Source organism: Parapedobacter tibetensis (assembly GCF_024704835.1).
Lineage (GTDB): Bacteria > Bacteroidota > Bacteroidia > Sphingobacteriales > Sphingobacteriaceae > Parapedobacter > Parapedobacter tibetensis.
Genome location: NZ_JAMXBE010000004.1, coordinates 284,861 through 298,298, shown reverse-complemented (window position 1 = coordinate 298,298; position 13,438 = coordinate 284,861). Strand labels below are relative to the sequence as shown.

11 protein-coding genes are annotated in these 13,438 nt (G+C 46.2%); 2 read left to right on the top strand and 9 right to left on the bottom strand.

The genetic code is table 11. From position 1 onward, the window contains the following. Positions 1 to 32: 32 nt before the first annotated feature. Entirely contained in the window at positions 33 to 1,607 is a 1,575-nt protein-coding gene (locus NF543_RS08620) for a glycerol-3-phosphate dehydrogenase/oxidase (RefSeq protein ID WP_257667712.1), read from the bottom strand. A 250-nt stretch (positions 1,608 to 1,857) separates the two neighbouring features. Between NF543_RS08620 and NF543_RS08615 the strand changes: the two genes are divergently transcribed. Further along, positions 1,858 to 2,619 (top strand): DeoR/GlpR family DNA-binding transcription regulator, encoded by a 762-nt coding sequence (locus tag NF543_RS08615; protein ID WP_257667711.1) that lies wholly within the window; start codon positions 1,858 to 1,860, stop codon positions 2,617 to 2,619. A gap of 63 nt (positions 2,620 to 2,682) precedes the next feature. Here NF543_RS08615 and odhB read toward each other — a convergent pair whose 3' ends face one another. The 3 genes from odhB to NF543_RS08600 form a co-directional block, all read right to left on the bottom strand. After that, positions 2,683 to 3,921: a 2-oxoglutarate dehydrogenase complex dihydrolipoyllysine-residue succinyltransferase gene (gene odhB / locus NF543_RS08610; protein ID WP_257667710.1), complete on the bottom strand. Its 1,239-nt coding sequence runs from the start codon at positions 3,919 to 3,921 to the stop codon at positions 2,683 to 2,685. A gap of 34 nt (positions 3,922 to 3,955) precedes the next feature. Then, positions 3,956 to 6,751, bottom strand: a complete 2,796-nt coding sequence (locus NF543_RS08605; protein ID WP_257667709.1) for a 2-oxoglutarate dehydrogenase E1 component — start codon at positions 6,749 to 6,751, stop codon at positions 3,956 to 3,958. Between the two features lie 89 nt (positions 6,752 to 6,840). Further along, entirely contained in the window at positions 6,841 to 8,088 is a 1,248-nt protein-coding gene (locus tag NF543_RS08600; protein WP_257667708.1) for a DASH family cryptochrome, read from the bottom strand. 201 nt (positions 8,089 to 8,289) lie between these two features. Here NF543_RS08600 and NF543_RS08595 point away from each other — a divergent pair, with 201 nt between their 5' ends. Next, entirely contained in the window at positions 8,290 to 8,619 is a 330-nt protein-coding gene (locus tag NF543_RS08595) for a tetratricopeptide repeat protein (RefSeq protein WP_257667707.1), read from the top strand. Between the two features lie 142 nt (positions 8,620 to 8,761). On the opposite strand, the gene NF543_RS08590 is transcribed toward NF543_RS08595, so the two are convergent. The 5 genes from NF543_RS08590 to NF543_RS08570 form a co-directional block, all read right to left on the bottom strand. Continuing rightward, complete coding sequence (locus NF543_RS08590) at positions 8,762 to 9,898, bottom strand: cysteine desulfurase family protein (RefSeq protein WP_257667895.1); 1,137 nt, start codon at positions 9,896 to 9,898, stop codon at positions 8,762 to 8,764. 50 nt (positions 9,899 to 9,948) lie between these two features. Continuing rightward, positions 9,949 to 11,571: an apolipoprotein N-acyltransferase gene (gene lnt, locus NF543_RS08585; protein WP_257667706.1), complete on the bottom strand. Its 1,623-nt coding sequence runs from the start codon at positions 11,569 to 11,571 to the stop codon at positions 9,949 to 9,951. Positions 11,572 to 11,577: 6 nt separating this feature from the next. Continuing rightward, positions 11,578 to 12,180 carry a PH domain-containing protein gene (locus tag NF543_RS08580; protein WP_257667705.1) on the bottom strand — a complete coding sequence of 201 codons (603 nt, stop codon included), beginning with the start codon at positions 12,178 to 12,180 and terminating at the stop codon, positions 11,578 to 11,580. Between the two features lie 74 nt (positions 12,181 to 12,254). Next, positions 12,255 to 12,920, bottom strand: a complete 666-nt coding sequence (rsmI, locus tag NF543_RS08575) for a 16S rRNA (cytidine(1402)-2'-O)-methyltransferase (protein WP_257667704.1) — start codon at positions 12,918 to 12,920, stop codon at positions 12,255 to 12,257. A gap of 50 nt (positions 12,921 to 12,970) precedes the next feature. Continuing rightward, on the bottom strand, positions 12,971 to 13,360 hold the full coding sequence (locus NF543_RS08570; protein ID WP_257667703.1) for a four helix bundle protein: 390 nt from the start codon (positions 13,358 to 13,360) through the stop codon (positions 12,971 to 12,973). Between the last annotated feature and the right edge of the window lie 78 nt (positions 13,361 to 13,438).

Below are 13,438 nucleotides of genomic sequence, written 5' to 3'. Positions count from 1 at the left end.
GATGACACCGATCAAGCGGATAATCGCCGATTTTAGTCGGGTAAATATCGTTTTACAAGTGCTTCAAACTGGTGAAGTTGCGTATCGATCCATTCCTGGTCCTTATTTAAGGATTTGGCCATGATTTCAGCTGTTTTCGGTGCCATTTCCAGTGCAGCCGCAGCATCTAGAAACAGGATCCTCAGTCGCCTTGCCAATACATCTTCCACCGTACGGGCCATTTCGGTTTCAACCGCCCATGCCACTTCTGCCCCAATGTGCTCAAATTTAGGGTGAAGCTTTTCATTGAGTTCTGGCTTGGCGGTAGCCATAGCCTGTATTTTATTGGCGTCGCTACCGTAATATCCCCAATGTCCGGATTGCTTCTCCTGGGTATAACCATTGATTTTTATATCTTGCGTAAGGCAGGCTACTTTTTCAAATCCGCTGGTGCTTATTGCCTTGTCGACGGTTTCCTCGGCCATTTTTCGGTATGTGGTCCATTTTCCTCCGGTAATGGTGATCAAACCTGAATCGTTAATGATGAGTTTATGGTCCCGTGAGATTTCCTTCGTGCTGTCGCTGTCTTTATCGGGAGCGGCTAGCGGACGCAGGCCAGCAAAAATGCTGCGTACATCACTGAGCTGCGGAGGCCTATTGAGGTAGTTTGCTGCTGTGTCCAAGATGAAAGCGATCTCTTGGTCAAGTGGTCGAGGTTCTTCACTGTGCTGATCAATAGGGATATCCGTAGTGCCCAATAGCAGATGGTTGTGCCAGGGAACGCCAAAAAGAACTCTGCCATCACTTGTTTCGGGGATCATTAATGCATCTTCATTGCCCAGAAAGGAGCGGTCCACAACGATATGGGTACCTTGGCTGGGACGTACCAATGGCTTGTGAGTAGCGGTATCCAATCGCAAGATGTCATCTACAAACACACCTGTGGCATTGATTATTACACGGGCATTGATTTCATGCTTTTCGCCCTTTTCTTGGTCGACGAACGACAGGCCCGAAATTTTCCCCTGCTCGTTTTTTGCCAGTGCCGTCACTTTTGCATAATTAATGAGGGTTGCGCCATGTTTTGTCGCCGTTTGTGCCAGGTTTATGGCCATTCGGGCATCATCGAATTGCCCGTCGAAGTAACATACACCGCCCTGTAATTTTTCCGTTTTTATACCGGGCAAACGTTTTTTGATGTCTTGCTTGGTTACATAGGTTGATTTGCCGATACGGTGATGCCCAGCCAGCCAGTCGTATATTTTCAAGCCGATGAGGTATTTCCATTTACTGAGGAATGAGTAACATGGAATGATAAAACTCTGCGCATGAGCAAGATGGGGAGCATTTTTGAAGATGATGCCACGTTCACGTAATGCGGCATAGACCAGTTTGACGTCGCCCATGGCTAAATACCTCACACCGCCATGCACCAATTTGGTGCTCCTACTTGATGTTCCTTTCGCAAAGTCATGCTGCTCAAGCAAAATGGTTTTAAGTCCACGGGAAGCAGCATCAAGTGCTATCCCAAGTCCCGTGGCTCCACCTCCGATAATGGCGATATCCCAATTTTCGGTGGATGGAAGGTTTTGCAGTGAACGGTCTCGACTTAAAGAAGGTGTATTCATACGCGTCAATAGGGGTCTAAAAGGCTTTCGTATATAGGTGTTATTGTTGTGGTATTAGCTTTTTCAAAGGTATATGAAATAATTATAAAATCATAATGAAATTAAAAAAAATTAAATGAAAGTCAATAAGGCGGGCTTCGATTTGGTTTTCATCCGAATTATTTGTTCTTTAGTAGCGTTGATATGATCCATAGCGGGATGGTGCAATTCATAGCTTTAACCTTAATAAGCCCATATTAATTCACTAATTATGAATAATGTAGAGCGACATCAATTCATTATGGCCCAACTCAAGAAAGTGGGGTCGGTCAATGTATTGGAATTATGCAAGATGCTGGAGGTCTCCTCCGTAACCATTCGTAAGGACTTGAAACTTTTGGAAAGTCGGCAATTGCTTTTTCGTACACATGGGGGAGCCACATTGGTTAATCCCTATACCACAGATCGGACTGTATTTGAGAAAGAGAAGATGCATGCTGTAGAGAAAGTGGCCATTGCTCGTGAGGCAGCTTCAATGATTACGGACAATGATTCCATCATCATTGCGTCGGGAACGACGGTACAAGCGATGGCTAAAGAGATCCAGCCGATTGGCAACCTTACCGTGGTAACCTCGGCATTGAATGTGGCCGTGCAATTGATCAAGCACCCCAATGTGGAGATTTTGCAATTGGGGGGGATTCTGCGCAAAAGCTCGACTTCTGTTGCGGGGTTGTATGCAGAAAGTATTTTGTCGGATTTCTTTTGCAGCAAGTTATTTTTGGGCGTTGATGGTATCGATCTTGAGTTCGGGTTGACCACCACGAATGCCCAGGAGGCGCATCTCAACAGGAAAATGATGGAAGTATCACAGAAAGTAATTGTGTTGGCCGACTCCACCAAATTTGGTAAACGGGGCTTCGGCCGGATATGTGGTATTGAGGAAATTGACTGTATCATTACAGACAAAGGGATCTCCCCACATACAGTGAAAGGGTTGGAAAGGCTGGGAGTGAAGGTGATGGTCGTGTAACAAAACCTCATAGGTTTTGCACGCATGGCCTGCGCACGGTTAAACCTATAAGGTTTTTTATACTTATATCTCCAGCAACAACCTTGCTGGGTCTTCCAAAAGTTGCTTTACACGCACCACGAAGCTTACCGATTCGCGTCCGTCGACGATACGGTGATCGTATGACATGGCAACGTACATCATGGGACGGATCACCACCTGACCGTTTTCGGCCACGGGGCGTTCGATGATATTATGCATACCAAAGATCGCCGATTGTGGGGCATTGATAATGGGGGTAGACATCATCGAGCCAAATACGCCACCATTGGTAATGGTAAAGGTGCCTCCAGTCATTTCTTCGATGGTCAGCTTATTGTCCCGGGCTTTGACAGCTAAATTGACAACTTCTTTTTCTATTTCATGGAGCGACAGCGAATCCGCATTGCGGATTACAGGCACAACCAATCCCTTAGGTGCAGATACGGCGATGGATACGTCCACGAAATCACTATATACAATTTCTTCGCCATCAATACGGGCATTCACCGCAGGCCATTCCTTGAGTGCCGTGCATATGGCCTTGGTGAAGAACGACATGAACCCAAGTCCAACGCCGTGTTTTTCCTTAAAGATTTCCTTATACTTGGCACGTAAATCCATAATGGGTTTCATGTTCACCTCATTGAATGTGGTGAGCATAGCCGTTTCATTTTTGACGGCCACCAAGCGTTTGGCTATGGTTTTGCGGAGGGACGACATCTTTTCACGGCGCTCATTCCGCTCACCACTCGCTTTTGGTACCTGTGTTGCGACCGTTGCCGGTTTGGCAGGCTCCGATGCTTTTGCCTTGGGCGCTTCGGCTTTTTCAGCATCCTCCTTAGTAATGCGACCGTCTTTACCGGTACCGTCTAAGGAAGCAGGGGCTATGCCTTTTTCCCTTAAAATCTTGGCCGCAGCAGGAGAGGCCGTTCCCGAGGCGTAGCTATCCTTGCTGCTGTCGGCTGCCGGCTTGCTGTCGGCTTGCGGGGTATCTTCCGCTTTATCTGTTTCCTGTTTGTCTTCTTTTTTGTCGCCGGCGGGCGCTTCACCTTCTTCAATGGTGGCTACCAAAGCTCCGATTTCGAGTGTGTCGCCTTCTTGTGCTACAATTTTGAGTATTCCTGCCTTTTCGGCTGGTAATTCGAAAGTTGCTTTGTCCGATTCCAGTTCGGCGATGTTTTCATCCATTTCCACGTAATCACCATCTTGCTTCAACCATTGTGAAAGGGTCACTTCCGAGATGGATTCACCTACTGTCGGTACTTTTATTTCTACGCTCATATATGACTGTATTAAAAATGCTGTTTGCGTTTGGTCAATCGACTTTTGAAGCCTCTTTTACACTGGCTTTGACGTTCTCCCTTACTTCTGGCCCCGCCTTATCCTCAAACGCCCTGCCTACCACAGCAAGCTGTTGAGCCGTGTGCTGTTTAGCATATCCGGTGGCCGTACTGCTGCTTTCCTTACGGGAAATCACGTCCAGTGAAATGTTGCGGTTCCTGAATTTTCGGCATATATAAGGCCATGCACCCATGTTTTCAGGTTCTTCCTGTACCCAGATGAAATCCGTGGCTTTTTTGTACTTGTTCCGTATGGCACGGAGCTTGTCCATGGGAGTGGGATAGAGTTGCTCCACCCGTACAAGGGCTACATCCTTACGCTTATCAGCCTGTTGCTTTTCAAGCAAATCATAGTATATTTTACCGGAGCAGAACAGCACACGCTTCACATCGGCCGACTTTACATAGCTATCATCAATAACTTCTTGAAACTGCGACTTCGTGGTGAAAGCTGAGATATCACTCACCATCTTCGGATGTCGCAACAGGCTTTTGGGTGTGAAAACAACAAGTGGCTTGCGGTAATCGCGTTTTATCTGGCGTCGCAAAACATGAAAGAAATTGGCCGGTGTGGTACAATTAACGATTTGCATGTTATTTTCAGCACAGAGTTCCAGGAAACGTTCGATACGGGCCGAGGAGTGTTCAGGGCCTTGACCTTCTGCACCATGTGGCAACAGCATGACCAATGCATTCGAACGCCGCCATTTGGTTTCAGCACTGGAAATGTATTGGTCTACAATAATCTGCGCACCGTTAAAGAAATCGCCAAACTGTGCTTCCCATACGGTCAATGCCTGAGGGTTGGCCAATGCATAGCCATATTCGAATCCCAGCACCCCATATTCTGAAAGGTGTGAGTTGTAAATATTGAACCGTTCCCCTCCCTTGATGTGTTGGAGTGGGATGTACTCTTCCTCCGAGTCTTCCAAAGTGAGCACCGCATGCCGGTGGGAGAATGTGCCACGTTCCACATCCTGTCCGCTAACGCGCACGCGCGCACCCTCATTCAACAGCGTGGCATAGGCCATCAATTCTGCGGTAGCCCAATCAAAGGTCTTTGTTTCAACCATTTTAAGGCGTTCGTCAAAGAGACGCGAAATCTTCCGAAAGAATTTCTTGTCCTTGGGCAAGGTGCTCATTTCCTGTGCGATCGACAAAAACGCGCGCTCAGTGACACCGGTTTTAACAGGTGTGAAAATATCTTCATATCTTGCTTTATAGAGTCCTTTCCAGGCACCAGCATACATGGGGTTGTCAAGCTTGAGGTTCTCTTCTTCTTTTGACTCATCCAACCGGTTTTGCAGCAGCTTACGGAAATCCTTCTCCATTTCCTTCGCTAAATCGGCGCTAACACTACCTTGTTCCGCCAATTTTTTGTAGTAAATTTCACGGGGATTGGCGTGCTTTTCGATCGCCTTATACAACAGGGGCTGTGTGAATTTCGGCTCATCACCTTCGTTATGTCCGTACCTTCTATAACACAATAAGTCGATGAAAACATCGGTATGGTATTTCTGACGATATTCCACGGCCATATTGATGGCATATACCAACGCTTCTACATCGTCGCCGTTCACATGGAATACCGGTGACAAGGTTACCTTAGCGATATCTGTGCAGTAGGTAGACGATCGGCCATCCTTGAAATTGGTTGTAAACCCTACCTGATTGTTTACCACGATGTGGATGGTACCTCCTGTACGGAAGCCCTCCAGTTTGGACATTTGTATAACTTCGTATACAATACCTTGGCCAGCAATGGCAGCATCACCATGGATAAGTAAGGGGGCGATTTTGGAAGGGTCGCCATCATATTTCATGTCGATTTTCGAACGTACAATCCCTTCTACCACGGGATCTACCGTTTCCAAGTGGGAAGGATTGGGTACCAAGCTCAGGTGCACGCTGGAGCCGCTGTCTGTGGAAATGTCTGTTGAATAACCCAAATGGTACTTGACATCCCCGCCAAAATCCTGCTCAGCCCCTTCTGCATAGGTTTTACCTTCGAATTCAGAGAAGATACTTTCGTACGATTTCCCAAGGATGTTGGTCAGCACATTGAGCCGGCCGCGATGTGCCATGCCAATGACAAATTCCTGGATACCCAATTCGGCACCTTTTTCAATGACCGAGTCCAATGCTGGGATCAGGCTTTCCGCTCCTTCAAGCGAGAAACGTTTTTGGCCAAGGAATTTTGTGCCTAGGAAATTCTCGAATACCACGGCTTCATTGAGCTTTTGCAATATCCGTTTTTTCTTTTCCAGGGGGAGATTCGGCGTGTTGCGTTCACTTTCCATGTGATCCTGCAACCACTTTATTTTTTCGGGACTCCGGATGTACTTGAATTCAGCACCGATAGACCTGCAATAGGTGTCTTCAATGAGTTGACGGATGTCGCGCAGTTTGGCAGGGCCCAATCCGATTTCCACACCGGCGTTAAAAACGGTATCCATATCGGCTTCACTGAGGCCGAATGTCTCCAGTTCTTTGCCCGGGTAATATTTCCTGCGCTCGCGCACCGGATTTGTCTCGGTAAACAAATGACCCCGGTCCCTGTAGCCATTGATCATGTTCAGCACATTGATTTCCTTGAGCACGTGGTCGGGTGCAGTTTGCACCTCACCAACACTACCATTTTGGCCGAAATCAAAACCCTCGAAAAACTTTTGCCAACCAAAATCAATTGAGTCGGGATCCTCTTTGTACGCTTTATATAGCGAGTCGATATAGGCCGAATCTGCGTTACTTAGATAAGAAAACTTGTCCATTTATTTGTTTATGCAATAAAACGTCAAAGTTATGAATTAAAAAATGGTTTACCATAGTAATAACCCACAATTTTGTGACCAAATTGATTTCAAAACGCCATTGCTTCTTTGGGGTAGAATTGTGCGCTTATTTTTTTGATGTCTATGGGCTTGTTGTCTTTTCCGCTGCTTCCCACACCGGCTAGATGGGCCCAGCTTCCATAGTTGGTAGATGGGCCGTAATCGATTAGCTTTTCCTCAAACCAAGCGGCACCTTTGAGCCAACTGACGCCCAACTCGTGAATAAGATAAGCGGCTACGATTACACGCAAATGGTGCGGAATATGACCCGTTTTATTGAGCTGCCGCATGCCCTTATCCACAATGGAACTTCCGGAATTCCCGGTTTTCCATTTATCGAAATTAGCATCGTCATCCGCATGAGTATCCGGAGGCGTATCCGTCAAACCACCTGAATGAAAAAAGCGGTTGCCATGCTTTTTAAACATAAACCGATAATAATCCCGCCACAACAGCTTCAATATGATCTGTTCAACACGCTTTTTGTCCAGCGTAACTTGCTCAGCCTCCTTAACAGCGTGATACAAGGTATTGGGCGATAATGAACCAATAGCAATGTAGGGGGACAAGGAGGAGTAGTCCATCGTTGATGGGTGGCCTTGCAGAAATGCGCCCATCTGCTTCAATGCTGCGGTTTCACCACCTTGGAAACGCATATTACGTATTTGTTCGATTTCTGCCTCGCTGAAACCCAATTCGGTCAATGAGGGGAGATCACCTGTTTCCATCTCCTCCGGTATGTGGATAGTGTCGGGACTTCCCAACTGGGGTCTAATGGCACTTTCCCGTTCCGTTTTTTTCTTGAAAATAGAAAACGCATCTGGGATGTCTTTAATCGGAAAGGGAAGGTCTTCTTTATGGTATAAGGTATGGCCTATGAAATGTCGCAGGTTGATTTGCATTTTCCATAGGGCCTCCTCAACAAGGGCAGAGATATGGGTTTCTTCATGAGCCACCTCTCTATGGTGGTATACTTCATTGACATGGTACTTCGCTGCTATCTGCGGAAGAAGTACTTCGGGATGGCCATATGCAATAATCAAATCACCACCTAGTTGTTGGAGCGCATGTTTCAGCGCTAACACATTTTCACGCAGAAAGGCAGCGCGTAGGACGCCAGTTTTTTTTGTACCATATTCCGCAGCAACAAAATATCGTGGATCAAAGCAATAAACAGGGATAATTTGATGACTACGTTCAACTGCCCGAAGCAAAATCTCATTGTCATGGATACGCAAATCATTTCTGAACCAAACTAAGATCGTCCTCTTGTCCATGCCGGCAATAATAATGGATTAAATCCTACAAATATATATTTTATTTATGGATGTAAGCTTGGCTGATTGTATCATAATTCGAATATTGACAATAAAACCACATTTCATCGGGAACGCGCGACGTTACGTGTATTTGCGTAGCCCGTTTTGGCCTAATGGTAATATTATGTAAATTTGGGGCTTCTTGAAAACCCCATTTAGATGAGTGAACGCCTTAGACAGTTGATCGATTTTTTAAAAGAGAGCCCCGATGATCCCTTCCTGAAATATGCGCTTGCCACAGAGCATCTGAAACTTGGTCATGTAGTCGACGCCCTACGCTATTATGAAGAGCTGCTGACTAACCACCCTGCATACGTGGGCACCTATTATCATTTGGGTAAACTATATGAGGCGTTGAATAGGAGGGAAGAGGCCATAGCAATCTATGAACAAGGCATGGCAACAGCGCGGAGTAAAGGCGATATGCATGCCCTGTCCGAATTACAAGCTGTTTATCGCTCGGCAATGGGAATGGAAGACGATGAATGACGATCTGTGCCATCCGTGCTCCATCTTTCGATACTACACTGTTCCAGGATTGTTGATATCAGCCGGAAAGTCGTGTGTTCGTCCATGGTCGGTATTTATAGGGTCAACAGGTTATGGCGTCCATTGTTTGGAAAAAATTAAATCACGCTTTTTCGAGGCAGAGTTCGCGTAATTTGTCCACCACGTAATCGATTTCTTCCCTGGTGTTATTCTTGCAAAAGGAGAAACGAACACAAGGCCGTTTGGCATCTACACCGATGGCTGTCAGCACGTGTGAACCGATGTCTGAGCCGGAACTGCAAGCACTCCCGCCGGATGCCGAGATGCCGGAAATATCGAGATTAAACAATAGCATATCGGCAATAGTTGTACAAGGGAACGAAACATTGAGTACCGTATATAGGCTGTTTCCGGGATTGATGTCGCCATTGAATTGCACATCGGGAATGTGTTCGGTCAATTGGGCAATCATGTAGTCTTTCAACCCTTGGATATATTGGCGATGTTCGTCCATTTGGGCATAGCAGATTTCCAAGGCTTTGGCCAATCCCACTATGCCATATACATTTTCGGTACCCCCCCGCATATTACGCTCCTGGGCACCTCCGTAGATGAAAGGCTTTATTTTGGTGTTGTGGTTTACATACAAAAAGCCTACACCTTTCGGGCCATGGAATTTATGGGCTGCCCCCGCGACGAAATCAATTTGCAATTTATTGAGGTCGTGCACAAAATGGCCCATAGTTTGCACCGTATCCGAATGGAAGATAGCCGTATATTGCTTGCAAAGTGCCGATATATATTCAATATCCGTGAGCGTGCCGATTTCATTGTTAGCATGCATCAAGGATACAAATGAACGCGGACTATCTTTCAGTAATTGCTCTAACTGGCCGATATCGACATATCCCAAGGCGTCTACATGGAGCATGCTCAGCTTGATGGTTCCATTTTTTTCCAGTTCTTCCAACGTATGCAGTACGGCATGATGTTCTAACGGCGACGTGATTGCATGGGTGATGCCATTGTCTATAATCCCCCTGACGATGGCTGTGTTGTCCGCTTCGGTACCTCCTGAAGTGAAGAAAATTTCAGCGGGTGATACATTCAATAATCCCGCCACGGTTTTGCGGGCTCGCTCCACGATGGTTTTCACCCGCCTGCCATGGGCATGGATGGATGAAGGGTTGCCATAGTTGCTTTCCATGGTTTCCACCATGGTTTTGATGACTTCCGGATCGAGTGCCGTAGTGGCTGCATTATCAAAGTATACTTGCATGGATGCAAAGGTAAGCATTGATTTACGATTTTAGATTTACGATTTTAGATTTACGATTTTGCTGATCGCCACCGCCGCCCGATCACAATTAGGAGACCGAAAACCAAACTCCCTATGCATCCTGCGTAAGCGAAATAGTCCCCAGCTTTTACATAGCATGTAATTTCCTCATTGAGGTTGATATCCTGTTTAATGGCATCAGCCACCCACCACTTGGTCTTTTGTACCACATCGCCACGCTGGTTGATGAAGGCCGATATACCGGTATTGGCCGAGCGGGCTACCCAACGGCGGGTTTCGATGGCCCGTAGTTTGGCATATGCCAAATGTTGGTCCTTACCAGAAGTATTGCCCCACCAACCGTCATTGGTCACTACGGCGATGAATTGGGCACCCTGCTTGATGTATTGGGCTACATAGTCGCCCCAAATGGATTCGTAGCAGATGACCGGTGCCGCGCCGATACCACTTTGGGAATAAAACACGGAAGGCTTTTCTTGGCGTCCATACCCACCGGTAGTGCCACCAAAAGCCTTGAAGAGGGGTTTCATGAAGGCCAGCGCTCCACCAAAAGGAGTTTGCTCCACACCGGGAACTAATTTGGATTTGTGGTAAAACTGCAACCTAGCTGAATTTTCAATGAGTACGGCAGCATTGTATTTGTCGTAATATATCCCTTGATACTCGAATGCTGTAGGTGTATGCTGTTCGGGAAAAATGCGAAAGCTTTCAATTCCGGAAAGCAAATTGCTATTTTTATATCGCGAGAGGAAATCCTGAATTCGATGGAAAATAGGGAGTTGGCGAAGTTGTTCTTCATCGTATCCAAACGAATGTGCGATGGCCGTTTCCGGCCAGATAAAGAACTCCGTGTTTGGCTGGGCAACGGATTCCGAAAGTCGGATCAGGTCTTCGATTTGCTCCGCGGGAGGGATGAAGCCAAATTTACCATACGGGTCGATGTTGGGTTGTACCACTACTACATCCGATGGGTTTTCATGCTCCTCATATGAAAAATAGCGGTATAACGACCAAGTGGAGGGTATGAGAATCAATGCGGCAAGCCCACCCAATAGTTTATACCGATGCGCAGGGGCAAATCCATCTTTAGCAGATAAGATCGTCAAGAACACCAATATATTGGGCGCCCAAATCCATACCGTTCCACCAAATACCCCGGTATATTCATACCATTGCACCAGTTGGTGTGTGCTGGCAAATCCATTGCCCAAGGTCATCCATGGGAAAGCCAAATCCCAGGTTTGGTGCAGGTACTCATAAGCAATCCAAAAGCAAACAAGTCCGACCAACGATAAACCGATGCCATGGCGTTTCCGCAATTGGTAATAGAGCCTGAAGGCAATAGCCATCAATACGGCTGCAAGGCCAAAAGGGATAAGGGAAACAAATGCAGCGGCATAGACAGGCATCACGGCATCCAATGAATTGAATACCCAATAGATGGAGGCTGTATTCCACAACAGACCGGTGGATCCGCCTAATAGGAATATTTTGGTACCCTTCTTACGGTATTGCCCGCGCATTACATCTTCCATGGCCAGCAGGAGTGGAACAAAACCGACCCACAACAGCGGAGCGGTATAGGGGATGGGCGGCCATGCTACCCATAACAGGAAAGCACTTAGCAGAGCAAGCAGGTAATTCGTTCTCACGTTGGGTTAAAGTTGGGATAAGAGTTCGTTCTTCTTGCTTTCGTATTCGGCCTGTGTAATGAGTTGCCGCTCGAACAAAGTTTTCAGTTTTTTGAGTTTAAGGGTGAGCTCGTCTTCTGCGTCGTTTGTTTTTTCAAATTTAGGCATGGGTTCCTCATCCGGTTCCAAGGGGGGCATTGGAGCGCGATCAATAACATCCTGTTCCTCTTTTGATTGCTCCTTTTTCTGGTTTTCCAGCATCTCGCTCGCCAGTTGGTAAAGTTTCCGCGATTGGGTTTTGGGAATATAGCCCACAGTAAGGACGTCGCCCTGCATGGGGATTACAATAAATTTGGAGCCAAAGATATCCTCCTTGAAGGAAATGTCCTTAACGGCGGCCCATGGTATGATTTCAAAATCTGTGGTCAACCCCAATTTGGTGAATTCGCAAAGGAAAATACGTTTATTCGTCAGTGCAATACTATCCGGAAACAAGGTAACGGCTGGTTTTTTCTGTACGGCGATATACATGACATCTTCGCTGGAGGTAAGCATGTCCTGCAGTTTCAACAAGAGTTTTTCCACCACTTTGGGATCCTGTCCGTCATTGATGTATTTATCGATGTTCATTTTTTTAGTTATCAGCAATCGGCTACTAGTTTGATATGCTGGTATGGTAATTTCTCCATGCTAAGATAGCAAGTTTATCCCAAACCCTGCACGCAAATCACAAATTCACCTTTCAATATATTGGTCTCAAAGTAATTTTTGAGTTCGCTAAGTGTGCCTCGCTTCGTTTCCTCATACAGTTTGCTGATTTCGCGGGAGATGGATGCTTGCCTTTCCTCTCCAAATGTGGCAATGAGCTCTCCAAGGGTCTTGAGCAGGCGATGGGGCGATTCATAGAATACCATTGTACGGTTTTCATTGGCTAAAGACTTCAAGCGGGTATGCCGCCCTTTTTTCACAGGCAGAAAACCCTCGAAACAGAAGCGGTCGCAGGGTAGGCCCGAACAGATCAATGCCGGAACGAAGGCCGTGGCTCCCGGTAAGCACTGTATGGCGATACCATGCTTGATGGCTTCGCGTACCAACAGAAAGCCGGGATCGGATATGGCAGGGGTACCGGCATCGGAAATCAGTGCCACGGTTTGGCCTTCGGTGAGGAACCGGATGATTTCACTGACGGCCTTGTGTTCGTTATGTTGATGGTGTGAGTAAGCCTTCTTCGCTATACCGAAATGCTTAAGTAATGGGGCGCTGGTACGGGTATCTTCCGCAAGGATTACGTCTGCCTCTTGAAGGATACGGATGGCTCGCGGTGTCATGTCTTCGAGGTTGCCTATGGGGGTGGGGACGAGGTAGAGCATTTTGGGGTTTACGATTACAATTTATGATTTTAGATTTTAGATTTACGATTTTAGATTTTAGATTTACGATTTGTGATTGAAGATTGTTGTTTGGATTTCAACGTATTTATGGATGCAACGAAGATAGCCAATAGCTCATTGGCCTCTGCCCACAACAATTGAATCGTACTTTTCTTGTCGGGATTAAATTCCTCGATCAATTCCAGAAAGAACATCGTTTCATCTAATTCTTCTTCAACTATTTTCAATTTATAGATGAAATCTGCATTAGACTTTGCCCTGCACGCGGCACGGTAATTTGCTCCTACAGAACTTGAACACCGTGTGATTTGATTGCTGTAATTTTTATTTATTATATTATAAGGGAGTTCTAAGACCAATTTACCGATATCAATGGAAAGAATTTTTGTGCGTTTCTTTAAAATTTCACTGTTAATCATTATATAGGTTGTCAATCGAGAAAATCTAAAATCTAAAATCGTAAATCTAAAATCACCTTCCTATCTTTGTCGACACAA

Excerpts from the sequence above, each read along its gene's own strand:
- NF543_RS08620 (WP_257667712.1), bottom strand. The coding sequence starts at position 1,607 with ATGAATACACCTTCTTTAAGTCGAGACCGTTCACTGCAAAACCTTCCA.
- NF543_RS08615 (WP_257667711.1), top strand. The coding sequence starts at position 1,858 with ATGAATAATGTAGAGCGACATCAATTCATTATGGCCCAACTCAAGAAA.
- odhB (WP_257667710.1), bottom strand. The coding sequence starts at position 3,921 with ATGAGCGTAGAAATAAAAGTACCGACAGTAGGTGAATCCATCTCGGAA.
- NF543_RS08605 (WP_257667709.1), bottom strand. The coding sequence starts at position 6,751 with ATGGACAAGTTTTCTTATCTAAGTAACGCAGATTCGGCCTATATCGAC.
- NF543_RS08600 (WP_257667708.1), bottom strand. The coding sequence starts at position 8,088 with ATGGACAAGAGGACGATCTTAGTTTGGTTCAGAAATGATTTGCGTATC.
- NF543_RS08595 (WP_257667707.1), top strand. The coding sequence starts at position 8,290 with ATGAGTGAACGCCTTAGACAGTTGATCGATTTTTTAAAAGAGAGCCCC.
- NF543_RS08590 (WP_257667895.1), bottom strand. The coding sequence starts at position 9,898 with ATGCAAGTATACTTTGATAATGCAGCCACTACGGCACTCGATCCGGAA.
- NF543_RS08580 (WP_257667705.1), bottom strand. The coding sequence starts at position 12,180 with ATGAACATCGATAAATACATCAATGACGGACAGGATCCCAAAGTGGTG.
- rsmI (WP_257667704.1), bottom strand. The coding sequence starts at position 12,920 with ATGCTCTACCTCGTCCCCACCCCCATAGGCAACCTCGAAGACATGACA.
- NF543_RS08570 (WP_257667703.1), bottom strand. The coding sequence starts at position 13,360 with ATGATTAACAGTGAAATTTTAAAGAAACGCACAAAAATTCTTTCCATT.